Origin of the sequence: Paracoccus xiamenensis (assembly GCF_011308835.1) — a bacterium.
GTDB classification, from domain to species: domain Bacteria; phylum Pseudomonadota; class Alphaproteobacteria; order Rhodobacterales; family Rhodobacteraceae; genus Paracoccus; species Paracoccus xiamenensis.
Genome location: NZ_JAAOHY010000003.1, coordinates 228,681 through 253,813, shown reverse-complemented (window position 1 = coordinate 253,813; position 25,133 = coordinate 228,681). Strand labels below are relative to the sequence as shown.

The following is a 25,133-nucleotide window of genomic DNA, read 5'->3' as shown; positions in this document are numbered from 1 at the left end:
CGCGGCGGCGGGTCGCAACCCGTTATTGCCGCCCGGCGGCGCTGTCGCTATCACGGTCTTCCGATAAAAGGAGGCCCGCCTTGACCCAGACCGTCGCACAGATCGACCGGGTGATTGCCCAGGAAATAGCCGCCACCCCGGCGCAGGTGAACGCGGCGATTGCGCTGCTGGATGGGGGCGCGACCGTGCCCTTCGTCGCGCGCTATCGCAAGGAGGTCACGGGCGGCCTTGACGATACCCAGCTGCGCAGTCTGGCCGACCGGCTTGGCTATCTGCGCGAACTTGAATCGCGCCGCGAGACGATCCTGAACTCGATCCGCGATCAGGGCAAGCTGACCGACGATCTGGCCCGCGCCATCGCCCTTGCCGAAACCAAGGCGACGCTGGAAGATATCTATCTGCCGTTCAAGCCAAAGCGGCGTACCAAGGCGATGATCGCCCGCGAAAACGGGCTTGAACCCTTGCTGCGCGTCATCATGGAAATGCGGTCGGTCGCGCCAGAGGCACATGCGGAATCCTATCTGGGCGAGGCCGTGCCGACGGTGAAAGACGCGCTTGCCGGCGCGCGCGACATCCTGACCGAGGAGCTGTCCGAACAGGCCGATCTGCTGGGCCAGCTGCGCGATTTCATGCGGCGCGAGGCCTATGTCTCCTCGAAGCTGATCGAGGGCAAGGAACAGCAGGGGGCGAAGTTCTCGGATTATTTTGATCAGCGCGAGAAATGGGCCGATATGCCGTCCCACCGCGCGCTGGCAATCATGCGCGCCGCCAAGGAAGAAATCGTCACCATCGAACTGGCCCCCGATCCCGAAACCGGGGTGCCGCAGGCCATCGCCAAGATCGCGGCGCATCTGGGCACGTCGGGCGACACCCCCGGCGACCGCTGGCTGCGCGATGCGGCGGGCTGGGCCTGGCGGGTCAAATTCTCGCTGGCGCTGTATATCGACCTTCTGGGCGAATTGCGCGAACGCGCGCATGAGGAAGCGATTGCGGTATTTTCGCGCAATCTCAAGGATCTGCTGCTGGCGGCACCGGCGGGGGCAAAGGCGACGCTGGGGCTTGATCCCGGCATCCGCACCGGCGTGAAGTGCGCCGTTGTCGACCAGACCGGCAAGCTGCTGGACACGGCCACCATCTATCCCTTCCAGCCAAAGATGGACCTGCGCGGCGCGCAGTCCAAGCTGGTCGAGCTGATTTCCCGCCACGGGGTCGAGTTGATCGCCATTGGCAACGGCACCGCCAGCCGCGAAACCGAAAAGCTGGTCTCTGAAACGCTTCCGCTGTTGCCGAAAGGGGCGCGCCAGCCCAGCAAGGTTGTCGTGTCCGAGGCCGGGGCCTCGGTCTATTCGGCATCGGAACTTGCAGCGCGCGAATTTCCGGGTCTCGACGTATCGCTGCGCGGGGCGGTTTCCATCGCGCGGCGTTTGCAGGATCCGCTGGCCGAGCTGGTGAAGATCACGCCCCAATCCATTGGCGTCGGCCAGTATCAGCATGACGTCGATCAGCGCCGTCTGGCGCGGGCGCTGGATGCGGTGGTCGAAGATGCGGTGAACGCTGTTGGCGTGGACCTGAACACCGCCTCGGCGCCGCTGCTGGCGCAGGTCGCGGGGCTGGGCCCCTCGCTGGCCGAGGCAATCGTGCGCCACCGCGAACAGCACGGCTCTTTCCCGTCGCGCAAGATGCTGATGAAGGTGTCCGGCCTTGGCCCGAAGGCCTTCGAACAATGCGCGGGCTTTCTGCGCATCCGCGATGGCGAGGAACCGTTGGATGCCTCCTCGGTCCACCCCGAGGCTTACGATGTCGCCCGCCAGATCGTGCGCGCCTGCGGGCGCGATCTTCGCCAGATCGTCGGTTCGGCCGGGGCGTTGAAGACCTTGCGGGCCGAGGATTTCGTGACCGATTCCTTCGGCCTGCCCACCGTGCGCGACATTTTCCGCGAACTGGAAAAGCCGGGTCGCGACCCGCGGCCGGAGTTCAAGACGGCGACCTTCGCGGACGGGGTCGAGGACATCAAGGATCTGAAACCCGGCATGCGGCTGGAAGGCACGGTGACCAATGTCGCGGCCTTTGGTGCCTTCGTGGATATCGGGGTGCATCAGGACGGGTTGGTCCATGTCAGCCAGCTGGCCGACCGTTTCGTCAAGGACCCGCACGAGGTCGTCAAGGCCGGTGATGTGGTCAAGGTTCGCGTGACCGAGGTCGATATTCCGCGCAAGCGCATCGGGCTGTCGATGCGTAAAGATGGGGGCGCAGATGCAGAGCGTGCCCACACAGGAAAGCCCGGTGCAGGGCAGGGGCCGCGCCCGTCGGGCAAGCCGAAGGGGAAGCCGCCCCGCGCGGCCAAAGCCGACGCTCCGGGCGGGTTCGGGGCCGCCCTGCTGGAGGCGATGAAGAAGCGTTAGGCGATGCGCCCTTGCCCGCCCGGCGTTGCCTGTCGGGCAGGGCGCGGCAAATCCACTCGCGCAGGCCGGAAAAAACCGGCATAAGCCCGCTGGGCCGCATGAAAGCGGGCGGCGCCTTGAAGATGATGAGATGAGCAGCAAAGACACAACTGCAGTTCGCGATGCCGCCCGGCTGTCCGTGGCGCCGATGATGGACTGGACCGATCGCTATTGCCGCGGCTTTCACCGCGTGCTGTCGCGGCGTGCGCTGCTGTTCACGGAAATGGTGACCGCGCCCGCGATCATTCACGGCCCGCGTGACCGCTTGCTGGGCAAGGAAATGGCCGAGCATCCGGTGGCCTTGCAGATCGGCGGATCGGACCCGGACGAACTGGCCCGCGCCACCGCGCTTGCGGCGCCCCATGGCTATGACGAAATCAACCTGAATGTCGGCTGCCCCTCGGACCGGGTGCAGTCGGGCTGTTTCGGCGCGGTGCTGATGAAAACGCCGGATCTGGTGGCGCGCTGCGTGGCCGCGATGATTGCCGAAAGCCCGGTCGAGGTGACGGTCAAATGCCGCATCGGGGTGGACGATCAGGACCCGGAAACGGTGCTGCCCGACTTTCTGGCGCGGATGCGCGATGCCGGTGCCAGCCGCGTCACCATCCACGCCCGCAAGGCCTGGCTAGAGGGGCTTTCGCCCAAGGATAACCGCGAAATCCCGCCGCTGGATTACCCGCTGGTTCATCGCATGAAAGCGGCGTTCCCGGATATGCACCTGTCGATCAATGGCGGTGTCCAGCCGGGGATGGAGGCCGAGCAGCTGGCCCATATGGACGGGGTGATGATCGGCCGCGCCGCCTATCACCAGCCCTGGGACAGCCTTGGCGCGGCAGATGCGCTGTGGGGCGACACACCGCCCTTCGCCGATCCGGTGGATGCGGCACTGGCCACGCGCCCGCTGATCGCGCGCTGGCTGGACGACGGCGCACGCATTCACAACATCAGCCGCCACATGCTGGGCCTGTTTCACGGCCGCCCCGGCGCGCGGCTGTGGCGCAGAACCCTCAGCGAGGGGGCGTCGAAGGCGCGGACCCCGGCAGAAGGCCTTGCGCTTTATGACGCGGCATTGGATCAGGTGCGAAACGCTGCGGAGGCCGCATGACCGAGATGATCCTGCCCGCAATCACGCTGGCCCTGGTCGGCGCTTTCGCCGGGCTGCTTGCCGGGCTTCTGGGGGTTGGCGGCGGCATCGTGCTGGTCCCGGCCTTCCTGTATCTGTTCAGCGCTGCCGGTTATGGCTCTGACGACCTGATGCAGATCTGTCTGGCAACCTCGCTGGCGACCATCATCGTGACCTCGGCGCGCTCGGTCATGGCGCATAACCGCAAGGGCGCGGTGGACTGGCAGATCCTGAAGGACTGGGCCGCGGGGATCATGCTGGGGGCCGCAGCTGGGGTGATGCTGGTCTCGTCGCTGCGAACGCAGACACTGCAGGTGATCTTTGGCGTGCTGGTCATCGTCATCGCCAGCTACATGATGTTCGGCCGCGCAAGCTGGCGGCTTGCGGACCGGATGCCGCAGGGGCCGGTGAAATATGTCATGGCGGGGCTGACCGGCTTTGTCTCGGTCCTGCTGGGGATCGGGGGCGGGTCGATCGGGGTGCCGCTGATGTCGCTGCATGGCCTGCCGATCCACCGCGCGGTGGCGACGGCTGCGGGCTTTGGCGGGCTGATCGCGCTGCCCTCGGCCCTGCTGTTCCTGCTGACCCCGACCGAGAACGCACCGCCCGGCACCATCGGCGCGGTCAACATCCCGGCCTTCCTGATCGTGATTGCAATGACGCTGCTGACCGCACCCTTGGGGGCCGCGCTGGCGCACCGGCTGGATGCGAAGATGCTGAAGCGGGTCTTTGCCGGCTTCCTGATGCTCGTTGCGCTGAATATGCTGCGCAAGACCCTGTTCTAGAAAGGTAATCCAGATGTCACACGCGCCCGCGAAGCCGATGTCCTCGCGCCCCGGCAAACCGCTGTCGGGGACTGCACAGGTCCCCGGCGACAAGTCGATCAGCCACCGCGCGCTGATCCTTGGCGCGCTGGCGGTGGGGCGGACCCATATCACCGGCCTGCTGGAAGGGCAGGACGTGCTGGATACCGGCAAGGCCATGCAGGCGTTCGGCGCGACCGTCGAACGGCTGGGACCGGGCGAATGGATCGTCGATGGCGTCGGCGTCGGCGGCTTTGCTGAACCTGCGGGCGTGATCGATTGCGGCAATTCCGGCACCGGCGTGCGGCTGATCATGGGGGCGATGGCAACGACGCCGATCACTGCCACCTTTACCGGCGATGCCAGCCTGTCGAAACGCCCGATGCGCCGCATCACCGACCCGCTGGCGCTGTTCGGCGCGGACATCACCACCCGCGAAGGCGGGTTGCTGCCCGTCACCATCAAGGGCGTTCAGGACCCGGTGCCGGTCCGCTATGCGACGCCGGTCGCCTCGGCCCAGATCAAGTCTGCGGTGCTGCTGGCGGGGCTGAACGCGCCCGGCCAGACCGTCGTGATCGAAAAAGAGCCGACCCGCGACCACTCTGAACGGATGCTTGCAGGCTTTGGTGCGACGATCACCACCGAAACCACCCCCGAGGGCCATGTCATCACCCTGACCGGCCGGCCAGAGCTGCGCGCGCAGACCGTCGCCGTGCCGCGCGACCCGTCCTCGGCGGCGTTCCCGGTGGCGGCGGCGCTGATCGTGCCGGGCTCGGAAATCCGGGTGGCCGGCATCAGCCGCAACCCGACCCGCGACGGGCTGTATGTCACGCTGGCCGAGATGGGCGCGGACCTGACATGGGAAAACGACCGTGAAGAGGGGGGCGAGCCGGTGGCTGATCTGGTCGTGCGTCACTCGACCCTACACGGCGTCAGCGTTCCGGCAGAGCGCGCCGCCAGCATGATCGACGAATTCCCGATCCTGTCGGTCATCGCGGCCATGGCGCAGGGCGATACCGTGATGAACGGCGTCGCCGAACTGCGCGTCAAGGAATCCGACCGCATCGACGCCATGGCCAAGGGGTTGCGCGCGAACGGGGTCGAGGTGGATGAGACCCGCGACAGCATGACCGTCCACGGCAAGGGCCGTATTCCGGGCGGGGCCGGGCCGGTCGCCACCCACCTTGATCACCGCATTGCGATGTCTTTCCTGATCGCAGGGCTTGCCGCAGATGCCGAGGTCACCGTCGATGACGGCGCAGCTATCGCCACGTCATTCCCCGATTTCGTGCCGCTGATGCGCGGGCTGGGGGGCGATCTGGGCTAGGTCTCGATTTCGATACTTGCGGCAGAGCGGCGGGTGATGCGCTCGTCGCATTTCGCCTCGATATTGTTGCCGTCGGGGTCCAACACGAAGGCCGCGTAATAGCCGGGGTGATAATCGCGCGGCCCCGGCGCGCCATTGTCGCGCCCACCATTGGCAAGGGCCGCCTCGTGGAAGCGGTCGACCATGTCGCGGTTCTCGGCCTGAAAACACAGATGCAGCAGGCTTGGGCGTTCGCCGGGTGAAATTTCGTCGATGTAAAGCTCATCGCATTCCAGCCAGTCTCGCCCCCTGCCGACGCATTCGCCGCGGCCCAGTGCGCCCAGAACCGCGCTATAGAAATCACGTGCGCGCCCGATATCCGACACGCGCAGATGAATGTGGTCGATCAGTCTGCCCTGGTGATACGCCATCGCTAAAACTCCTGTTCCCTAACGCAAGCTTTGCCCTGCGGTTCCGGGCCCACTGGACCCGGCGACCGCTTTGCGGCATAGAAAGACGAACAGACCCGAAGGAGCCGCCCATGTGGATCGTTGATCGTATTCTGACCTGGTGGAGGGGCCAGACCCTGAACACGCAGGTCTGGACCGCGCTTTATGGCGAAAAGGTCGGGGATGACGATCAGGGTAATGTTTATTACCAGTCCAAGGACGGCAAGCGCCGCTGGGTCATCTATAATGGCGAATCCGAGGCAAGCCGGGTGCCGGTCGAATGGCATGGCTGGCTGCACCACACCTTCAAGGAACCGCCGACCAAGGACCCGATGACGCGCCGCGCCTGGGAACTGCCCAGCCAGATGAACCTGACCGGCACGCCGCAGGCTTATCGGCCCAAGGGCTCGATCTATCGCGCCAATCCGGTCGAGCGCAGCGATTACGACGCGTGGCAACCCGATCAATGAGCGATGACAGCCGGGCAGAGCTGATCGCCGGCGCAGTGGTGCTGGCGGTTGCTGCCGGTTTTCTGGCCTTCGCGGCAGGCCCTCGGCTGATGCCGGGCGGCGGCTATGATCTGATCGCGGCCTTCCCCAATGTCGAGGGCATCGAAAAGGGATCCGAGATCCGGCTGGGCGGCGTGCCCGTCGGTCGCGTGACCGAGATCACCCTGAACCCTGAAACCTACTATGCCGAGGCCCGGTTGCGGCTTCAGGACGATATCCGGCTGCCCGACGATTCGGCGGCGGTGATCCAGTCCGACGGGCTTCTGGGCGGCGCCTATCTGGAATTGCAGCCGGGCGGCAGCCCCGAAAACCTCGCCCCCGGCGCGGAAATCGAGGACGTGCAGGGTGCTGTCAGCCTGCTGTCGCTGATGATGAAATTCGTCGATTCGCAGGCGGACGATGCCCCGCCAGAGGAAGCACAATGATCCGTTCCGCCATTCTGGCCCCGTCTGTTCTGGTCCTGTCTCTGCTGGCGGCGATGCCCGCCATCGCGCAGGACAATATCGAAACCACCCGTGGGTCGGGGGCGGTGCTGCGCACGCTGGACAAGGTTTCCAGCGAGATCACCGACCTGGAACTGGCGCCGGGCGAATCGGCCGATATCGGTCGGTTGACGGTGCGGCTGGGCGAGTGCCGCTTTCCGTCCGCCGATCCCAATTCCGACGCATTCGCCCAGATGGTCATCACCGATCGCAACAGCCGGGCGACCCTGTTCGATGGCTGGATGGTGGCCTCGTCGCCGGCGCTCTCGTCGCTGGACGATGCCCGCTATGACGTCTGGGTACTGGCCTGCAAGGCGGCCTGAAACGAGGGCAGCGGCAGGGCGGTGATATCCGCCGGGCGCTGGATCGCGTCGGCCAGTCGGCTGCGGTAATCGGCGCGGGAAATGGTCTGGCCACCCAGTGATTCCAGGTGCGGGGTCGGATATTGGGTGTCGAACAGCCTGAAGCCGCAGGCCGCCAGATGCGCCGACAACACGATCAGCGCCGTCTTTGACCCGTTGGTCCGGCCCGAGAACATGCTTTCCCCGAAAAACGCCGCGCCGATAGTCAGCCCGAAGATCCCGCCGACCAATAGATCGCCGTCGAGAACCTCGATCGAATGGGCGTGACCCAGACGATGAAGGTCGTCGTAAACGTGGTGCAGTTCGGCATTTATCCAGGTTTCGCTGCGCGCGGCGCAGGCGCGAACCACGTCGCCAAAGCGGCGGTTCAGCGTCACCTGCCAATCGCTGCGCCGCAGATGTCGCCGCATCGAGCCCGAGGCATGTACCCCCCCGATTGGCATGATGCCGCGACGCAAGGGGTCCAGCCAGTGCAGGATTGCATCGTCGGCCGAGTCCGCCATGGGGAAAATGCCATTGGCATAACCCCACAGCATCTGCTCGGCCGAGATCACGCCGGGACGTTCTCGCTCAGCCAGCGTTCCAGCCAGTGGATGGAATAGTTGCCGCTTTGAATGTCCGGCTCTTCCAGCAGGGCGTCGAACAGCGGCGTGGTGGTGTCCACGCCGTCCACGATCAGTTCCGACAGGGCGCGTTTCAGGCGCGCCAGCGCCTCGGGCCGGTCGCGGCCGTGGACGATCAGCTTGCCGATCAGGCTGTCGTAATAGGGCGGGATGACATAGCCGTCATAGATCGCGCTATCCATCCGCACGCCCAGACCGCCCGGAGCGTGGAACTGGGTGATCTTGCCGGGCGAGGGGCTGAAATTCGGCAGCTTCTCGGCGTTGATGCGCACTTCGATGGCGTGGCCGTTGATCTTCAGCTTGTCCTGATCCAGCTCCATCGGCTCGCCTGCGGCAACGCGGATCTGTTCGCGGACCAGATCGACGCCGTAAATCGCCTCGGTCACCGGATGTTCGACCTGAAGGCGGGTGTTCATTTCGATGAAATAGAACTCGCCATCTTCATACAGGAACTCGATGGTGCCCGCGCCGATATAGCCCAGCTTCTTCATCGCATCCGCGCAGATGGTCCCGATACGCTTGCGCTCTTCCTCGGTGATCGAGGGGCCGGGCGCTTCTTCGAACACCTTCTGGTGGCGGCGTTGCAGGGAACAGTCGCGCTCGCCCAGATAGACGGCATTGCCCTTGCCGTCGCCAAAGACCTGAATCTCGATATGACGCGGCTTTTGCAGGTATTTCTCGATATAGACGTCGGGGTTGCCGAAGGCGGCCTTGGCTTCGGAACGGGCGGTGCGGAAGGCGACCTCCAGCCCGGCCTCGTCATGGGCGACCTTCATGCCGCGCCCGCCGCCGCCGGCGGTGGCCTTGATGATGACCGGATAGCCGATCTCTGCCGCGACCTTCTTGGCTTCGTCGACGTCATTCACACCGCCTTCGGATCCGGGAACGACCGGAATGCCAAGCGCCTTGGCAGTGTCCTTGGCGGTGATCTTGTCGCCCATGATGCGGATATGTTCCGCCTTGGGGCCGATGAAGGTGATATCGTGATCTTCCAGCATCTGCGCGAAACCGGCATTTTCCGACAGAAAGCCGTAACCGGGATGCACGGCCTGTGCGCCGGTGATTTCACAGGCGGCGATGATCGCGGCCGGGTTCAGATAGCTTTCGGAACTGGAATTCGGGCCGATGCAAACCGATTCGTCGGCCATGCGCACATGCATGGCGTTCGTGTCGGCAGTCGAATGCACCGCGACCGACTGGATGCCCATCTCGCGGGCGGCGCGGATGACCCGCAGCGCGATCTCGCCGCGATTGGCGATCAGGATCTTGTCGAACATCCCGGCCTCATTCCACGATCATCAGTGGCGCGCCGTATTCGACCGGGGTGCCGTCATCGACCAGGATGCGCTTGACCGTGCCCGATTTGGGCGAGGGGATGTGGTTCATGGTCTTCATCGCCTCGACGATCAGCAGCGTGTCGCCTTCGCTGACCTGCTGGCCGATGGTGACGAAGGGCGCGGCACCGGGTTCCGCCGACAGGTAAGCCGTGCCGACCATGGGCGAGGTGACTGCGCCCGGAAGATCCGCCGGATCGCCCGCGGTGGCGCCGGGCGTGGCCGTGGGCGTCGCCGGGGATGCCGGGGCGGCGGCGGCGGCCGGTGCCGCGGCTGCTGGCGCATAGGCTGGGGCCGCGGCCTGCATCACCACCTGCTTGCCATGTTTGGACAGGCTGACCGTCAGGCGGTCATTTTCGCCATATTCGCGTTTGACCGACAATTCGGACAGTTCGCTGCTGTTCAGAAGCTCGGCCAGCGACTGGATGAAAGCGACGTCGCCTTCGTGATGCTTGCCGGATTTGGCGTCTGCGGTCATGAGGATCCTCTGCCTTGTGAGTTCCGCGTCTCGCGCGCGGTAGGAATTGCTGGCTTATACCGCGTCTTGGCCGCCGAGGGAAAGCAAATTGCCTTGGAATTCGATCGCCGAAGCCGCAGATTTCGCCGTCCGAGGCCAAGGATATGCGGTCCGGGCCGTTTCGACCACAAGAATTGGCGGCCCGGTGCGACGGCAGCCGTGCCCCGCGTCCGGCTGTCGCAGCTTGCTGTCAGCGCCGTCCGGCCTTTTCGGCAATGCCCGACTGGCCCTCACGGCGGGCGAGTTCCTCGGCAACATCCGCAAGGCTGAGGTCGCGCGCGGCCAGCATGACGGCAAGGTGAAAGACGGCATCCGCCGCTTCTGAGGTCAACTTGGCGCGGTCGCCCTTGACCGCCTCGATGATGGCTTCAACGGCTTCTTCACCGAACTTCTCGGCGCATTTTTCCGGGCCCTTGGCCAGCAGTTTCGCGGTCCAGCTGGTTTCGGGATCGGCGCTTTTGCGTGACGCGATGGTGGCGTCGAGGCGCTGGAACGCGTCGTAATCGCTCATGTCAGCCTCACGGGGATGCCGGCGGCGGCCAGATGGGCCTTGGCTTCGCCGACGGTGAAGGTGCCGAAATGAAAGATGGACGCCGCCAGCAGGGCGCTGGCATGGCCCTCGGTCACGCCTTCGACCAGATGTTCCAGCATGCCGACCCCGCCCGAGGCGATGACGGGAATGTCGACCGCATCGGCCACGGCGCGGGTCAGGGGCAGGTTGAAGCCCGATTTCGTGCCGTCGCGGTCCATGCTGGTCAACAGGATCTCGCCCGCGCCTTTCGCGGCCACGAGGCGGGCGAATTCCACCGCGTCGATGCCGGTGGGCTTGCGGCCGCCATGGGTGAAGATCTCCCATTTCCCGGGCGCCACGGTCTTGGCGTCGATGGCGCAGACGATGCATTGGCTGCCGAAGCGGTCGGCGGCTTCGGCCAGCACGTTCGGATCGGCCACGGCGGCGGAATTGAAGCTGACCTTGTCGGCCCCCGCCAGCAGCAGCGCGCGCACGTCGTGATGGGTTCTGACGCCCCCGCCCACGGTCAGCGGCACAAAGCACTGTTCGGCGGTGCGCGTCACCACGTCGAACATGGTGCCGCGGTTTTCATGGGTGGCGTGGATGTCCAGAAAGCAGATCTCGTCCGCGCCGGCGGCGTCATAGGCCTTCGCGGCCTCGACCGGGTCGCCGGCATCCACGAGATCGACGAAATTGACGCCCTTGACCACCCGGCCATCGGCCACGTCAAGGCAGGGGATGATGCGTGTCTTCAGCATATGCGCCTGATAGCGCGCGCGGGTTGCCGAGGGAAGGGGTCAGCGATCGTCCGGCCCGCGCAGGATCAGCGCGTTGAACAGCACCGCGCCCGCCGCCCCGAACAGGATCGCCCAGAAGACATTGCCGGTGCCCATTTCGAACATCGCCCAGCCAAAGGGGAAGGCCACACACAGGATGCGGACCCAGAGGGGGCGGAAGAACGGGTGGTTCGGATCGACGAGCATGTCTGTTGATAGCGCCTGTTATGGGCGGGGGGAAGGGGGGCAGCGCGGCTGGGGCTTCGCCCCGCTCGTCGCTGAAAATGGTCCCCCGGACCATTTTCCGGGCGCTCCTCGCCCCCCAGGATATTTGGACCAGAATGAAATCAGGCGAGCGCTTTCAGTGCCGCTGTCAGGTCAAGCGCGCCGTCATAAAGCGCCCGGCCCGAGATTGCGCCGGCGATGACGCCGCTATCGCGGAGCGCGGTCAGGTCCTGCATCGATGAGACCCCACCCGAGGCGATCACCGGGATGGTCACCGCGCGGGCAAGCGCCTCGGTCGCGGGAATGTTCGGCCCCTGCATCGCGCCGTCGCGGTCGATATCGGTGTAGATGATGGCCGCGACCCCGGCATCTTCGAAGCTGCGGGCCAGGTCGGTTGCCTGCACCGTCGTTTCCTCGGCCCAGCCCTTGGTGGCGACAAAACCCTTGCGCGCGTCGATGCCGACGGCGACCTGACCGGGGAAGGCTTTGGCGGCCTCGCGGACGAGATCCGGGTTTTCAACGGCGACGGTGCCGAGGATGACGCGTTTCAGGCCCTTTGACAGCCACATCTCGATCGTGGCCAAGTCGCGGATGCCGCCGCCAAGCTGGGCAGGGATGGAGGTGGCAGCAAGGATCGCCTCGACCGCTGCGGCGTTCACCGGCTGGCCTGCGAAAGCGCCGTTCAGGTCGACCAGGTGCAGCCACTCGGCGCCGGCATCCTCAAATGCGCGGGCCTGCGCGGCCGGATCAGTGCCGAAGACGGTCGCGGCCTCCATATCGCCACGCAGCAGGCGCACGCAATTGCCGTCCTTCAGGTCGATGGCGGGATAAAGGATCATGGCAGGCTCCGGCTTGGTTCGCCGCGCTTTGCCACAGGGGCGCGGGCAGGGCAAGCATGGCGGCAGCTGCGTCAACCTGGCCTTCGACCCTACGTCATGCTTGCGGGAATCGCAGGCGTGACCTCTGATCCCGACAAAACGGATCTTTGGGAGGAGAAACCATGAAGAAAATCCTGTTCGCCGCCGCTTTCGGCCTGCTGGCCGGTGCCGCATCCGCCGACCCGATCGAGGGGCTGTGGCAGACCCAGCCGGATGAGGGCGCCTTCGCCCATGTCCAGATCACCCCCTGCGGCGGCGCCTTCTGCGGCACCATCACCCGCACCTTCAAGGACAAGGCCGAATTCAAGTCGCCCAATATCGGCAAGCAGATCGTCATCGACATGGCCCCGAAGGGCAATGGCAATTACAAGGGCAAGGTGCTGCGTCCGGCCGATAACAAGATCTATAACGGTAAGGCCAGCGTCAGCGGCAATCAGATGAGCCTTGCGGGCTGCGTCGCCGGTGGGCTGATCTGCAAGAACCAGACCTGGGCAAAGCTGCAGTAAACTGCCTTTGCGGACGAGAGCGGGGCGGTCACATGGGCCGCCCTTCTGGCTTGGTCATATCGGCGCTGAAGCAGATGGGGTTGATGAACAGCATCCGCCTTCACGGCGTCCAGTTCAGGAAATTCTCGATGATGCGCAGGCCGACGGCTTGCGACTTTTCCGGGTGGAACTGAGTGCCGATGATGTTGTCGCGCCCAACGATTGCGGTGACCGGGCCGCCGTAATCGACATCGGCCAGCAGATGCGCCGGGTCGGTCGGGTGGAACTGCCAGCTATGGACGAAATAGGCGTGATCGCCGTCGTTGATGCCGTCCAGAACCGGATGACTGCCGCGCAGGCGCAACTCGTTCCAGCCCATATGCGGCACTTTCAGCGCAGGATCCGCCGGGCGGATCGCGTCGATTTCGCCGCCGATCCAGCCAAGCCCCGCCGTGTCGCGATATTCATGGCCGACATCGGCCAGCATCTGCATGCCCACACAGATGCCCATGAAGGGCACGGCGCGCCGCTCCACCGCCTCGCGCAGCGCCTCGACCATGCCCGGCACGGCCTCCAGCGCGGCCTTGCAGGCGGGAAACGCGCCATCGCCCGGCAGCACGATCCGGTCGGCCTTCGCCACCGCTTCCGGGTCCGAGGTCACGACGATTTCGGCCCCCGCCTTCGCCCCCATCAGCGCAAAGGCCTTCTGCGCCGAATGCAGATTGCCGCTGTCGTAATCGACCAGGGCCACACGCATCAAAGCGCGCCCTTCGTCGAAGGCAGCACGCCCGACATGCGAGGATCGGGCTCTACCGCCTCGCGCAGGGCGCGGGCGACGGATTTGAATGCAGCCTCGGCGATGTGGTGGCTGTTGATCCCGTGCAGCGCATCGACATGCAGGGTGATGCCGCCATGGGTCGACAGAGCCTGAAAGAACTCGCGCACCAGTTCGGTATCGAAGCTGCCGATCTTCTGGGTCGGGAAATCCACATTCCAGATCAGATAGGGCCGCGCCGACAGATCCAGCGCGGTGCGCAGCTGCGCGTCATCCATCGCCAGCAGAAAGCTGCCATAGCGCCGGATCCCGCGCTTGTCGCCAAGCGCGCGGGTCAGCGCCTGGCCAAGCGCAATGCCCACATCTTCCACCGTGTGATGATCGTCGATATGCAGATCGCCCGCCGCGCGGATGCGCATGTCGATCAGCGAATGGCGCGAAAGCTGGTCCAGCATATGGTCGAAAAAGCCGACCCCGGTCTGGTTGTCATAGACGCCGGTGCCGTCGAGGTTCACACTGACCTCGATATCCGTTTCCGCCGTCTTGCGGGTGATTTCCGCCTGCCGCATCGCCTGAACCTTTCAAGAATTCCGCCGCTTTATACGCTGACCTGCGACAAAGCCCAATCCCCTGACGCGACGCTCTTTGGCCCCTAGGGTGGCATTCCTCGCGCAAATGTGACATAAGCGCCACCCTCAAACTGACACTCACGGAAAGCAAGCAACCCCAGAAAGGAAGTTCATGTCCGAACCGAACGATCCGCAGTCGCGGCACCCCGCGGATCCGCGGGGAAATCCGGCCAGTATGGCAATTGACGAGACATTGACCGAGGGTCAAGCACCAGAGGACGCGGCCGAGGAGGCCGTCCCCGCACCCGAAGGCACGACCGAAGTCATCGAAACCGAATACGAGATCGGCCAGGACAACATCAGTCACGCCTTCACCATCGAATTCGATGTGCATAAGCCCGTCTTCCTGTTCTCGTCGCTGGCGATCATTGCATTCACGCTGGCGGCGCTGATCTTTCAGCATCAGCTGGACCCGTTCTTCAACGGTCTGCGCGACTTCCTGACCAGCAAGCTTGACTGGTTCTTCCTGATCGCCGGCAACATTTTCGTGCTGCTGTGCCTCGGGCTGATCCTGTCGCCGCTGGGCAGTGTCCGCCTTGGCGGTCCAGAGGCAACGCCGGATTATTCCCTGTCGGGCTGGTTCGCCATGCTGTTTGCAGCCGGGATGGGCATCGGGCTGATGTTCTATGGCGTTTCCGAACCGATGAGCCATTTCGACGCCTCGCTGGCCGGTGTGGTGGTCGAGGAAGGCGCCCGCACCGATTGGGCACCCCTGCAAGGTGCCGCCGGCGACGAAATGGCGGCCCGCCGTCTGGGCATGGCCGCGACCATCTTCCACTGGGGGCTGCACCCCTGGGCGATCTATGCCGTCGTGGCACTGGCGTTGGCGCTGTTTTCCTTCAACAAGGGCCTGCCGCTGACCATGCGTTCGGTCTTTTACCCGCTTCTGGGGGAACGCATCTGGGGCTGGCCGGGTCATGTCATCGACATTCTGGCGGTCTTTGCGACCATCTTCGGTCTGGCGACCTCGCTTGGCTTCGGGGCCGAACAGGCGACCGCAGGTCTGAACTTCCTGTTCGACATTCCCGCCACCAACACGACCAAGATCTTCCTGATCCTCGCCATTACCGCAGTCGCGACCTTCAGCGTCGTGGCGGGCGTGGAAAAGGGCGTCAAGCGCCTGTCCGAGATCAACATGTTCCTTGCCTTCGCGCTGATGATCTTCGTGATCGTGCTTGGCCCGACGGCAGACATCCTTGGCGGCTTCTTCGGCAACCTGAAGGCCTATGCGCAGGAAATCATCCCGCTGTCGAACCCGTTCGGACGTGATGATGACAACTTCCGGCAGGGCTGGACCGCCTTCTACTGGGCGTGGTGGATCAGCTGGTCACCGTTTGTCGGCATGTTCATCGCGCGCGTGTCGCGTGGGCGGACCGTGCGGCAGTTCCTGACGGCGGTGCTGATCGTGCCGGCCATCATCTCGGTGCTGTGGATGACGACCTTCGGGGGCACGGCCATCTCGATGACGCTGGCCGGTTTCTCGGGCATCTCGGACGCGGCGCTGGAACTGAAGCTGTTCCAGATGCTGTCGCAACTGCCGCTGACCGAAATCACCAGCTTCGTCGGCATCGTGCTGGTGATCGTGTTCTTCATCACCTCGTCCGATTCTGGATCGCTGGTGATCGACACGATCGCGGCAGGCGGCAAGGTCAACGCGCCCACCCCGCAGCGCATCTTCTGGTGCAGCTTCGAAGGGCTGGTGGCGATTGCGCTGCTGCTGTCGGGCGGTCTGACCGCGCTGCAGGCAATGGCGGTCTCGACCGGATTTCCCTTTACGATCGTGCTGCTTGGCGCCTGCTGGGCCATCGTCAAAGGGCTGATGGGCGAAAAACGTGAACTCACCTAAGCCAGGAAACGCTGGCCAGTAATTGCTGAACGGGCGGGTGAATCCCCGCCCGTTCTTGTTTTTTGGTCCCGGTCCTGTAAGACATTTCGTCATGTTTTCATGTCGGGACCCCCAATGACCAGTTTTGCGGACAGCGAAAAGCGCCTGATTGCCGCCCTTGGCCGCATCGACCAGGCCCTCGATAAGGGTACTCACGAAGATGCCGGGGCAGAGGCGCTGCGTGCCGAAAACGCTGCGCTGAAGCAGCGTCTCGCGGAGGTCGAGGCAGAATTGGCCGCAATGCGCGACGATGCCGCCCCCGTGGATGCGGAACTGCAATCCGAACTGGACCTGATGCGCAGCACCCGCGCCGCCGAAATCGCGGCGCTGGATGACATCATGTCGGGGCTGGAACAGCTGATCGCGCGCGCGCCGCGCGCCTCGGATGCCCCCTATGCTGAAAACGTCGCGCCCGCCTCGGGCGAAGTGGTCGCATTCGACAAGAGCGAGGGCTGAAATGGACGTCACCTTCACCATCGGTCACAAGGAATACACGCTTCAGGCGCAGGACGGCGAAGAACGCCTGCTGCGCCGGGCCGGCGCCCTGCTGGACGAAGAAGCGCAGAAAATCATCGATCAGGCCGGCCGCATGCCCGAACCGCGGCTGCTGCTGCTGGCCGGGCTGATGCTGGCCGATCGCCACAACACCATGGAAGACCGCGCGCTTGCGGCTGAACGCGAACTGATCCGGATGCGCCAAGCCGCAAGCGGCATGGTCGCCTCGGAAGTGCAGGACAGCATGGCTGAACTTGCGACGCGCGCTGAAGCCTTGGCGCAAAAGGCCGAAGACCGGTCCTGATCGGCAATGCCGCCCGCTCCGCGGGGGATATTTGGACCAGAATGAAATTCACGCTGGGATAAATATCCCCGCCGGAGGCAGCTGATTCCCCGCAGGCCTATTCGGCCGCGTGGCTTGGCGCAGTTTCCGAGCCGTCTTTCATCTGGAAGCCGCGCTGCAACTGGTCGAAGGGTGCAACAGGGTAGTCGCCCGAGAAGCAGGCATCGCAATATTGCGGGCAGGATTTGTCGCGGCCCTTGGCTTCGCCAGCCGCGCGATACAGACCGTCCAGCGAGACGAAGGACAGGCTGTCCACGCCGATCCATTCGCGCATTTCCTCGACCGACATCTGGGCCGCCAGCAGCTTTTCACGGTCAGGCGTGTCGACACCGTAGAAGCAGGGCCAGGCGGTCGGCGGGCTGGCGATGCGGAAATGCACCTCCTTGGCGCCAGCATCCAGGATCATGTCCTTGATCTTGCGGCTGGTGGTGCCGCGCACCACCGAATCGTCAACCAGCACGACCCGCTTGCCCGCGATCAGCGAGCGGTTGACGTTCAGCTTCAGCCGCACGCCCATGTTGCGGATCTGGTCGGTGGGTTCGATGAAGGTCCGGCCCATATACTGGTTGCGGATGATTCCCATTCCGTAGGGAATGCCCGATTCCTGCGCATAGCCGATGGCGGCCGGTGTCCCCGAATCAGGGACCGGGCAGACCAGATCGGCCTCGACCGGGGCCTCGCGCGCCAGTTCCACACCGATCTGAAGGCGGGTTTCATAGACCGAGCGGCCGCCGATGATCGAATCGGGGCGGCTGAAATAGACATGCTCGAAGATGCAGAAGCGCGAAGGCGTCGGGTGGAACGGGCGCGAGCTTTCGATCTTGCCCTTGGAAATCACCACCATCTCGCCCGGCTCGACCTCGCGCAGGAATTCGGCGCCGATGATGTCGAGACCACAGGTCTCGGACGACAGGGCATAGCCGTCATCGCCCAGCTTGCCGATCACCAGCGGGCGCACGCCAAGCGGGTCGCGCACACCGATCAGCTTGGTGCGGGTCATGGCGATGACGCTGAACGCGCCCTCGATCCGGCGCAGCGCGTCCTTCATCCGTTCGGGGATGTTCTTCTGGATCGACCGCGCCATCAGGTGAATGATGCATTCCGAATCGCTGCCCGACTGGAAGATCGAGCCGCGCTCGATCAGCTCGCGCCGCAGGGCATCGGCATTGGTGATATTGCCGTTATGGGCGACCGCGCAGCCGCCCATGGAAAATTCACCAAAGAAGGGCTGCACATCGCGGATATGGGCGGCTTTCGCGCCGGCGGTGGAATAGCGCACATGGCCGATGGCCAGCGGCCCCGGCAGCGTTTCCATCAGCGACTGCTTGGTGAAGTTGTCACGGACATAGCCGAACCTGTGCGCGCTGTTAAAGCCGCTCTCGCTATCGTGGCTGATGATGCCGCCTGCTTCCTGGCCGCGATGCTGCAGCGCGTGCAGCCCGAGGGCGACGAAATTCGCCGCTTCAGCGACGCCGATGACACCGAAGACGCCGCATTCCTCGTGCAGACGGTCGTCATCGAATGGATGCGCGAGGAAGGGTTGCATAGGGCTCACCTGACAGTTCTGGGGTCGCGCCACTAGATAGGGGGTGACGCAAGGAAAGTCACGCCCTGCAAGGCAGGGCATGACGCAAAATCGTCACATCAGCGCGCGTGACGTCTAGTTTGCCGGGGCGGGCGCGGGTTCGGCGGCCTGTTCGGTCGCGGGGGCGGCGCCGGTCGGCGCGGCTTCGGGCGTGGTGACGGCGGTGCCGGTGCAGCCCGAGACCAACTGGTTGTAACGGTTGGTGATCCAGCCCGGCGCGTCCTGCGGAATTTCCGCGTTCAGCTGGCCCGTCATGCGGTTGAACACCTGAACCGAGCGCGAATTGTCCACCATCGCCACCGGCGTCGATGCCATGACGCGGTCGTAGACGATGAAGGCAATCGCGACCAGAAGTATACCACGCGCGACCCCGAACAAGAAGCCCATGCCCTGATCCACCCCGCCAAGCGCCGAGCGCTGCACGACCGAGGAAAACAGCGGCGTGATGATCGAAAACAGCACCAGCGCCAGCGCGAAGACGACGGCGAAGGCGGCGATGGTCGCCAATTCGCAGCTTTCGCCCAGGAATTGTTCCAGAACCGGCACCTGCGCGATCATCGGCCTTACGGTGGCGGCGAACAGAAAGGCCAGCACGGCCGCCCCGATCCAGCCCAGGATCGCCAGCGATTCGCGCACGAAGCCGCGCGCATATGCCAGGATCGCCGAAAGGATGATGACGGCCGCAACGATGCCGTCGATAATCGTGAAGCCGTCCATTCTGCCACCTTTTCGCGGCAATCTTGGCCGCACTGTCCCATTTTAACCGGCGCCGAAGATCTCGCCGACAAAGCTTGTCAGGTCGGTGATGCGATCCAGCCGCATCCCGCCTGCGCCCTCGATTTTCTGAGACGCAGGAATTATGGCCTGTGAAAAACCAAGTTTCTGCGCTTCTTTCAACCTGTTTTCGGCCTGCGCCACCGGACGAAGCGCCCCGGACAGGCTGATTTCGCCGAAAGTGACGCAATCGGCGGGCAGGGCGCTGTCCTCGCGCGCGCTTAACAGGGCGGCGGCAATGGCAAGGTCGGCGGCGGGTTCATTGACCCGCATCCCGCCGGCCACGTTCAGGAAAACATCAAGCCCTGCAAAGGGAATCCCGCAGCGCGCCTCCAGCACGGCAAGGATGGTGCTGACGCGCCCGCTGTCCAGCCCGACCACCGTCCGGCGCGGACTGGCCAGCGTCGACGGCGCCACCAGCGCCTGAATTTCGGTCAGCACCGGGCGTGTGCCCTCGATTCCTGCGAAAACCGCGCTGCCGGGCGAGGGCTGGCCGCGTTCGGACAGAAACAGCGCCGAGGGATTCGCGACCTCGGCCAGCCCGCCGCCCGTCATCTCGAAGACGCCGATCTCATCCGCGGGGCCAAAGCGGTTCTTCACCGCGCGCAGGATGCGGAACTGGTGGCCGCGCTCGCCTTCGAAATACAGCACCGTATCGACCATATGTTCGACCACGCGGGGGCCTGCGATCTGGCCGTCCTTGGTGACATGGCCCACGATAATGATTGCCACACCGCGTTTCTTGGCGAAGGTGACCAGTTCATGCGCCGATGCGCGGACCTGGCTGACCGAACCGGGGGCGGCCTCGACCGTGTCGGACCACAGCGTCTGAATCGAATCGATCACCGCCAGATCGGGCTGTTCGGCGTCCAGCGTGGTCAGGATATCGCGCAGCGCCGTTTCCGCGCCCAGCCGAACCGGCGCCTCGGCCAGGCCCAGCCGATGGGCGCGCATGCGGACCTGCGCCGAGGCTTCCTCGCCCGAGATATAGATCGCATGCGATCCCTGCCGGGCAAGCGCGCTGGCGGCCTGCAACAGCAGCGTCGATTTCCCGATCCCCGGATCGCCGCCGACCAGAATGGCCGATCCCGGCACCAGCCCACCGCCCAGCACGCGGTCAAACTCGACAAGGCCAGAGGAGGTGCGCGGCGGCGGCGGCTCCAGCGTGGACAGCGGCGTCAGCGGCACGGTCTTGCCCTTCGCCGCACCAAGGCCGCGCCCCGGTCCCTGGCTCAGCGGGGCTTCCTCGACCACGGTGTTCCATGCCCCGCAGGCATCGCATCGCCCGGCCCATTTCTTATGAGTCGCGCCGCATTCCTGACAGATGAAACTGGTAACGGGTCTGGCCATGGCGGTCTTCATGGCAGAGGGGGCGCGTGGCGGCAAGCGCCCCCGTGCCGCATATCGCCGTATCGCCGTATCGCTTGCCAGCCCGGCCCGGTTGATGCGATGCTGCGGCCATCCCGTTCAGGATCAGGAAGGAGTTGCCGATGCGCGACACCGAAACCGGCGACCGGCTTGCCCGCGCCGAAGCCCTCGCCATGGCAGCCCACAAGGGGCAGGTGGACAAGCTGGGTGTCGATTACATCGAACATGTCCGCGCCGTCGCCCGCGCCGTGGCCCATTTGGACGGGGACCATCAGATCGTCGCCCTGCTGCATGACAGTATCGAGGACTGCCCGGATCGTGATGTCGTCTCGGACCCGATCATCCGCGCGGGATTCGGCGATGTGGTTGCGGATGCGGTGGACGCCATGACCAGACGCGCGGGCGAGGATTATTTCGCAGACTACCTGCCGCGTCTGCTGGCAAACCCGATTGCGGTTCAGGTCAAGCGCGCGGACCTGGCGCATAACCGCAGCCGGCTGCATCTTCTGGATGCGGAAACTGGTGCGCGGCTGGCTGCGAAATACGAAAAGGTCGCCCGCATTCTTGGCGACTAAGGCCGGTGCGGCGGGGCGGCACATCTATGTACGCCCGGTGTACAGGCGGTGTACGCCCTGTGTACGGGTTGTGCGGCCCTGTTCACATCATTGTCGGCTTGCGCTTTGTCCTCTTTCCGATCAGGTTCCGGCCCGAGCCAAAGGACCGGACATGCCGCAAGCCCGATCGAATCCACGACCCTTCTCGCCCTATGAATTCCTGATCGCCTGGCGCTATCTTCGCGCCCGCCGGGCCGAGGGCGGTGTATCGGTGATGACCTGGATCAGCCTGATCGGCATCGCGCTTGGCGTGGCCGCGCTGATCGTGACCCTGGCCGTGCGCACCGGCTTCCGAGAGGAGTTCGTCGACACCATCCTTGGTGCCAACGCCCACAGCTCGGTCTATATGTCGCCGGGCAGCTTCACCAATGAGCTGACGGGCGAGGTCTACATGACGCCCGGCACCATCCCGGATTATACAGAAATGGCCGCCCGTCTGGCCGCCGTTCCGGGCGTGACCCGCACCGCGCCGGTGGTCAAGGGGCAGGTCATGGCGACCGCGTCCGACCGCGCCAACGTGGCCGAGGTTTTTGGTGTAACTGCCGAAGATTTCGCGAAAATCCCTCGCGTCGTCGATCCTGAAACGGCGATGGGCGACGTCGCGAAATTCGATCAGGGCATCGCCATCGGTTCAGGCATCGCCCGCGAATTGGGGGTGGGCATCGGCGACCGCATCCGGCTGATCGCGCCGGAAGGGGCGCAGACCGCCTTTGGCACCACGCCCCGCGTAAATGCCTATGAAGTCACGTATATCTTCACCGCCGGGCGCTATGACATCGACCGCACCCGCGTCTACATGCCGCTGACCGAGGCGCAGTCCTATTTCAACCGCGAAGGCGTCGCCGACGAAATCGAGGTCTATGTGGATGACCCCGAACGCGTCGCCGACTGGACCCTGCCGCTGATCGACGCGGCCGGGCAGGGCGCGCAGATCTGGACCTGGCAGGACAGCTCTGGCAGCTTCCTGCGGGCGCTGGATATCGAGGACGACGTCATGTTCATCATCCTGTCGGTGCTGGTACTGATCGCCACGATGAACATCACCTCGGGTCTGATCATGCTGGTCAAGAACAAGGGCCGCGACATCGGCATCCTGCGCACCATGGGCCTGACCGAGGGCGCGATCCTGCGGGTCTTCTTCCTGTGCGGCGCCTTCACCGGGATCATCGGCACGATTCTGGGCGTGGTGCTGGGAATCGTGGTGTCGCTTAACGTCGATCACATCATGGCGCTGATGAACGGATCCTGGGACCCCTCGGTCCGGGGGATCTATGAATTGCCGGCGAAATTGCGGCTGGTCGATATTGGCAAGGCCGTGGGCCTGTCGCTGTTCCTGTCTTTCCTTGTCACCATCATCCCGGCCAGCCGCGCCGCGCGGATGAACCCGGTAGAGGCGCTTCGCTATGAATGACACGCTGCGCCTTGAAGGGATCGAAAAGACCTATAACCGTGGCCAACCCGGCCAGATCGAGGTGCTGCGGGGCCTCGACCTGACCGTCGCGCGGGGTGAGGTCGTGGCGCTGGTTGCGCCGTCAGGTGCGGGGAAATCGACGCTGCTGCATATCGCCGGGCTGCTGGATACGCCCGATACCGGCCGCGTGGTGCTGAACGGGGCCGATCTGACCGCCAAGTCCGATCACCTGCGCACGGGCGCGCGGCGCAACGATCTGGGCTTTGTCTATCAGTTCCACCATCTGCTGCCGGAATTCAGCGCGGCCGAGAACATCATCCTGCCGCAACTGGCCAATGCCGTGCCCGCGCGAGCGGCGCGGGCCCGCGCCGCCGACCTGCTGGACCGCGTCGGGCTGAAGGCCCGCGCCGATCATCGCCCGGCGGAAATGTCGGGGGGCGAACAGCAACGCGTGGCCTTCTGCCGCGCGCTTGCCAATGAACCGGCGCTGTTGCTGGCGGATGAGCCGACGGGCAACCTCGACCCTGAGACCTCGGAACGGGTTTTCGGCGTGCTCATGGAGCTGGTGCGCGAAACCGGAATGTCGGCGCTGATCGCGACCCACAACCTCGACCTCGCGGCGCGGATGGACCGGATGGTCCGGCTGGAGGCGGGACGGATCGTCGCGGCTTAAGCGTGTTCCTCGGCCGCAGTATCTGAAAGCGCCTGATTCAGCGCCCGCAATGCGTCGACGTGATACAGCGTCCCGATCACCTCGGGCGGGGCGGGCGGGCCGATGGCAGCGGGATCGCGCGGCGCTGGCGGGCGGATCACCGGCAGGAAGGCGGCGCCCGTGCGTTCGAATTCCGACAGCGCCAGCCCCAGCCGCGCCCCGTCGACAAGCGCCCGACCTGACCGGGCCAGCCTGCGGACCAGATCGGGTGAAGGCGCATCTTCGGCATCGGGCAGCCGCATGAGCGAATTGATCCGCATCTTCTGCGGCAGCCAGACCTGCGGGCCCTCGGCGATGCGCACGCCGCGCAGCTTCAGCTGGGTCAGGAAGAAACTGCGATGCAGCAGGCGCGAGGCAAGCGCCGAAGACATCGCCACCGCGACCATGACCGCGATGCCTGTTTGATAGTCGCCGGTCATCTCGAACACGATCAGCGCGGTGGATATCGGCGCGCCAAGCACCGCAGCCCCGACCGCGCCCATCCCCGCCAGGGCGTAAATGGTGGTGCCGCCCGACAGACTGGGCAGCGCCCAGGTCGCGATCATGCCAAAGGCCAGCCCGGTCAATGCCCCCAGCACCAATGCGGGCGAAAACACCCCGCCGCCCATGCGCCCGGCAAGGGTGATTGCCACCGCGACGATTTTCACCACCGCGAAGACGATGACCTCATTCAGCGTAAAAGCACCGTTCAGGGCGGCGAAGGTGGTCTGATAGCCGACGCCGATGATATGCGGAAAGGGGATGGCGATGACGCCCAGCAGCGCGCCCGCCAGCGTCGGGCGCAGCCAGCGCGGCCAGCCGGTGCGCGCGAATATCGTGCTGCCGGTCTGGTCGGCGCGCAGGATCGCCCAGACAAGCGCCGCCGCCACAAACGCCGAGATCAGCCCGAGCGCCGCAAAGGCCGGCAGCTCGGCATAAAAGCCCAGACCCGGCTCTCCCGCCAATGCATATTCGGTGACGCCGCCGAAGGCCTGCCGGTTGATGACCGCGCCCGCCACCGCGGCAATGGCGATGGGGGCGAAGGCATGGGCCGCGAAATGGCGCAGGATGACCTCATGCGCGAACAGGGCGCCGGCGATGGGGGCGTTGAAACTGGCCGCGACAGCGCCGGCTACGGCGCAGCCCAGCAGCTCACGCCCGGCCATCGGGCTGGCATTGATGCGATCGGCGAACCAGGTGGAGATCACGCCGGCCAGATGCACCACAGGCCCCTCACGCCCGGAAGATCCGCCGGTCCCCAGCGTGATCAGCGACGCCGCGGCAGAGGCCAGCCCCTCGCGCGTCTCGACCCTGCCGCCTTCCAGCGCCGCGCCCTCGATCACGTCGGCCACGGCGCGCGCCCGGCCGTCGGCGGTGAAACGGTCAAGGATCAGCCCCACCGCCAGGCCGCCAAGGGTCGGCACCGCGACCAGCCACCACCAGGGCAGGATGCCCGCATTGCTGGTCAGTGTCTGGTCGTCGATCCCATAGACGGCGTGCTGCAACGCCTCGATCCCCAGCCGGAAGAACAAGGCCGCCAGCCCCGCGCCGATGCCGATCAGCAGCGCCAGCAGCCAGAACTGCATCTGGCTTGGCCCCTTGGCGCGGACGATCCGCAGCGCGCGCCGCGCCTGCCGGCGCAATTGCTTTGGCCGCGCCACCGTCCAATGGGGCGCAGATGCGTCGTTACGGGGCTTTCGCGGGCGTTCGGGTTGGGCCATGTTGCTCATGAAGCAAAA

General features: G+C 65.1%; 28 protein-coding genes. 14 read left to right on the top strand and 14 right to left on the bottom strand.

The genetic code is table 11. The features are described from left to right. Positions 1–80: 80 nt before the first annotated feature. From G7044_RS09710 to aroA, 4 genes are all read left to right on the top strand, one after another. Positions 81–2,402 carry a Tex family protein gene (locus tag G7044_RS09710; protein ID WP_166328365.1) on the top strand — a complete coding sequence of 774 codons (2,322 nt, stop codon included), beginning with the start codon at positions 81–83 and terminating at the stop codon, positions 2,400–2,402. 130 nt (positions 2,403–2,532) lie between these two features. Further along, the gene (gene dusA, locus G7044_RS09705; RefSeq protein WP_166328363.1) at positions 2,533–3,546 is read left to right on the top strand and encodes a tRNA dihydrouridine(20/20a) synthase DusA; all 1,014 of its coding nucleotides are present in this window, start codon (positions 2,533–2,535) and stop codon (positions 3,544–3,546) included. Further along, a complete protein-coding gene (locus tag G7044_RS09700; protein ID WP_166328361.1) occupies positions 3,543–4,349 on the top strand; it encodes a sulfite exporter TauE/SafE family protein in 807 nt (268 codons plus the stop codon). Before dusA ends, G7044_RS09700 begins: the two co-directional genes overlap by 4 nt. 13 nt (positions 4,350–4,362) lie before the next feature. Then, a complete protein-coding gene (gene aroA, locus G7044_RS09695; RefSeq protein ID WP_166328359.1) occupies positions 4,363–5,694 on the top strand; it encodes a 3-phosphoshikimate 1-carboxyvinyltransferase in 1,332 nt (443 codons plus the stop codon). Here the strand turns inward: aroA and G7044_RS09690 are convergent. Beyond that, complete coding sequence (locus tag G7044_RS09690; RefSeq protein ID WP_166328357.1) at positions 5,691–6,104, bottom strand: VOC family protein; 414 nt, start codon at positions 6,102–6,104, stop codon at positions 5,691–5,693. The genes aroA and G7044_RS09690 overlap by 4 nt on opposite strands. Positions 6,105–6,214: 110 nt before the next feature. On the opposite strand from G7044_RS09690, the gene G7044_RS09685 reads away from it, so the two are divergent. From G7044_RS09685 to G7044_RS09675, 3 genes are read left to right on the top strand one after another with little or no spacing between them, the layout of a single operon-like run. Then, the gene (locus G7044_RS09685; RefSeq protein ID WP_166328355.1) at positions 6,215–6,592 is read left to right on the top strand and encodes an NADH:ubiquinone oxidoreductase subunit NDUFA12; all 378 of its coding nucleotides are present in this window, start codon (positions 6,215–6,217) and stop codon (positions 6,590–6,592) included. Beyond that, on the top strand, positions 6,589–7,056 hold the full coding sequence (gene mlaD, locus G7044_RS09680; RefSeq protein WP_166328353.1) for an outer membrane lipid asymmetry maintenance protein MlaD: 468 nt from the start codon (positions 6,589–6,591) through the stop codon (positions 7,054–7,056). Before G7044_RS09685 ends, mlaD begins: the two co-directional genes overlap by 4 nt. Next, on the top strand, positions 7,053–7,436 hold the full coding sequence (locus G7044_RS09675; RefSeq protein WP_166328351.1) for a DUF2155 domain-containing protein: 384 nt from the start codon (positions 7,053–7,055) through the stop codon (positions 7,434–7,436). Before mlaD ends, G7044_RS09675 begins: the two co-directional genes overlap by 4 nt. Here the strand turns inward: G7044_RS09675 and aat are convergent. The 7 genes from aat to hisA all read right to left on the bottom strand — a co-directional run bounded on the left by aat (position 7,400) and on the right by hisA (position 12,300). Next, on the bottom strand, positions 7,400–8,011 hold the full coding sequence (aat, locus tag G7044_RS09670; protein ID WP_166328349.1) for a leucyl/phenylalanyl-tRNA--protein transferase: 612 nt from the start codon (positions 8,009–8,011) through the stop codon (positions 7,400–7,402). The genes G7044_RS09675 and aat overlap by 37 nt on opposite strands. A gap of 14 nt (positions 8,012–8,025) precedes the next feature. Continuing rightward, on the bottom strand, positions 8,026–9,375 hold the full coding sequence (accC, locus tag G7044_RS09665; protein ID WP_166328347.1) for an acetyl-CoA carboxylase biotin carboxylase subunit: 1,350 nt from the start codon (positions 9,373–9,375) through the stop codon (positions 8,026–8,028). A 7-nt stretch (positions 9,376–9,382) separates the two neighbouring features. Further along, positions 9,383–9,910: an acetyl-CoA carboxylase biotin carboxyl carrier protein gene (gene accB, locus G7044_RS09660; protein WP_166328345.1), complete on the bottom strand. Its 528-nt coding sequence runs from the start codon at positions 9,908–9,910 to the stop codon at positions 9,383–9,385. A gap of 229 nt (positions 9,911–10,139) precedes the next feature. Beyond that, the gene (locus G7044_RS09655) at positions 10,140–10,460 is read right to left on the bottom strand and encodes a phosphoribosyl-ATP diphosphatase (RefSeq protein ID WP_166328343.1); all 321 of its coding nucleotides are present in this window, start codon (positions 10,458–10,460) and stop codon (positions 10,140–10,142) included. After that, the gene (hisF, locus tag G7044_RS09650) at positions 10,457–11,218 is read right to left on the bottom strand and encodes an imidazole glycerol phosphate synthase subunit HisF (RefSeq protein WP_166328341.1); all 762 of its coding nucleotides are present in this window, start codon (positions 11,216–11,218) and stop codon (positions 10,457–10,459) included. Before hisF ends, G7044_RS09655 begins: the two co-directional genes overlap by 4 nt. 39 nt (positions 11,219–11,257) lie before the next feature. After that, positions 11,258–11,443 (bottom strand): hypothetical protein, encoded by a 186-nt coding sequence (locus tag G7044_RS09645; protein ID WP_166328339.1) that lies wholly within the window; start codon positions 11,441–11,443, stop codon positions 11,258–11,260. A 140-nt stretch (positions 11,444–11,583) separates the two neighbouring features. Continuing rightward, complete coding sequence (gene hisA / locus G7044_RS09640) at positions 11,584–12,300, bottom strand: 1-(5-phosphoribosyl)-5-[(5-phosphoribosylamino)methylideneamino]imidazole-4-carboxamide isomerase (protein ID WP_166328337.1); 717 nt, start codon at positions 12,298–12,300, stop codon at positions 11,584–11,586. A gap of 161 nt (positions 12,301–12,461) precedes the next feature. Here hisA and G7044_RS09635 point away from each other — a divergent pair, with 161 nt between their 5' ends. After that, a complete protein-coding gene (locus tag G7044_RS09635; protein WP_166328335.1) occupies positions 12,462–12,845 on the top strand; it encodes a DUF2147 domain-containing protein in 384 nt (127 codons plus the stop codon). Positions 12,846–12,945: 100 nt separating this feature from the next. Here G7044_RS09635 and hisH read toward each other — a convergent pair whose 3' ends face one another. Together hisH and hisB are read right to left on the bottom strand one after the other, a co-directional pair. Beyond that, on the bottom strand, positions 12,946–13,581 hold the full coding sequence (gene hisH, locus G7044_RS09630) for an imidazole glycerol phosphate synthase subunit HisH (protein WP_166328333.1): 636 nt from the start codon (positions 13,579–13,581) through the stop codon (positions 12,946–12,948). Then, positions 13,581–14,168: an imidazoleglycerol-phosphate dehydratase HisB gene (hisB, locus tag G7044_RS09625; protein WP_166328331.1), complete on the bottom strand. Its 588-nt coding sequence runs from the start codon at positions 14,166–14,168 to the stop codon at positions 13,581–13,583. Before hisB ends, hisH begins: the two co-directional genes overlap by 1 nt. A gap of 235 nt (positions 14,169–14,403) precedes the next feature. Between hisB and G7044_RS09620 the strand changes: the two genes are divergently transcribed. The 3 genes from G7044_RS09620 to zapA all read left to right on the top strand — a co-directional run bounded on the left by G7044_RS09620 (position 14,404) and on the right by zapA (position 16,912). Beyond that, on the top strand, positions 14,404–16,074 hold the full coding sequence (locus G7044_RS09620) for a BCCT family transporter (protein ID WP_166328512.1): 1,671 nt from the start codon (positions 14,404–14,406) through the stop codon (positions 16,072–16,074). Between the two features lie 114 nt (positions 16,075–16,188). Continuing rightward, positions 16,189–16,569 carry a hypothetical protein gene (locus G7044_RS09615; RefSeq protein ID WP_166328329.1) on the top strand — a complete coding sequence of 127 codons (381 nt, stop codon included), beginning with the start codon at positions 16,189–16,191 and terminating at the stop codon, positions 16,567–16,569. A 1-nt stretch (position 16,570) separates the two neighbouring features. After that, positions 16,571–16,912: a cell division protein ZapA gene (gene zapA / locus G7044_RS09610; protein ID WP_166328327.1), complete on the top strand. Its 342-nt coding sequence runs from the start codon at positions 16,571–16,573 to the stop codon at positions 16,910–16,912. Positions 16,913–17,009: 97 nt separating this feature from the next. On the opposite strand, the gene purF is transcribed toward zapA, so the two are convergent. From purF to radA, 3 genes are all read right to left on the bottom strand, one after another. Then, positions 17,010–18,497: an amidophosphoribosyltransferase gene (purF, locus tag G7044_RS09605; RefSeq protein ID WP_166328325.1), complete on the bottom strand. Its 1,488-nt coding sequence runs from the start codon at positions 18,495–18,497 to the stop codon at positions 17,010–17,012. A 114-nt stretch (positions 18,498–18,611) separates the two neighbouring features. After that, the gene (locus G7044_RS09600; protein ID WP_166328323.1) at positions 18,612–19,253 is read right to left on the bottom strand and encodes a CvpA family protein; all 642 of its coding nucleotides are present in this window, start codon (positions 19,251–19,253) and stop codon (positions 18,612–18,614) included. A 42-nt stretch (positions 19,254–19,295) separates the two neighbouring features. After that, complete coding sequence (gene radA / locus G7044_RS09595) at positions 19,296–20,660, bottom strand: DNA repair protein RadA (protein ID WP_166328321.1); 1,365 nt, start codon at positions 20,658–20,660, stop codon at positions 19,296–19,298. Between the two features lie 140 nt (positions 20,661–20,800). On the opposite strand from radA, the gene G7044_RS09590 reads away from it, so the two are divergent. From G7044_RS09590 to G7044_RS09580, 3 genes are all read left to right on the top strand, one after another. Beyond that, entirely contained in the window at positions 20,801–21,253 is a 453-nt protein-coding gene (locus tag G7044_RS09590; protein ID WP_166328319.1) for an HD domain-containing protein, read from the top strand. 151 nt (positions 21,254–21,404) lie between these two features. Next, positions 21,405–22,703 carry a lipoprotein-releasing ABC transporter permease subunit gene (locus G7044_RS09585; protein WP_166328317.1) on the top strand — a complete coding sequence of 433 codons (1,299 nt, stop codon included), beginning with the start codon at positions 21,405–21,407 and terminating at the stop codon, positions 22,701–22,703. Continuing rightward, a complete protein-coding gene (locus G7044_RS09580) occupies positions 22,696–23,376 on the top strand; it encodes an ABC transporter ATP-binding protein (RefSeq protein ID WP_166328315.1) in 681 nt (226 codons plus the stop codon). The genes G7044_RS09585 and G7044_RS09580 overlap by 8 nt, the downstream gene beginning before the upstream one ends. On the opposite strand, the gene G7044_RS09575 is transcribed toward G7044_RS09580, so the two are convergent. Further along, complete coding sequence (locus G7044_RS09575; protein ID WP_166328313.1) at positions 23,373–25,115, bottom strand: chloride channel protein; 1,743 nt, start codon at positions 25,113–25,115, stop codon at positions 23,373–23,375. The two genes, G7044_RS09580 and G7044_RS09575, sit on opposite strands and share 4 nt — an antisense overlap. Between the last annotated feature and the right edge of the window lie 18 nt (positions 25,116–25,133).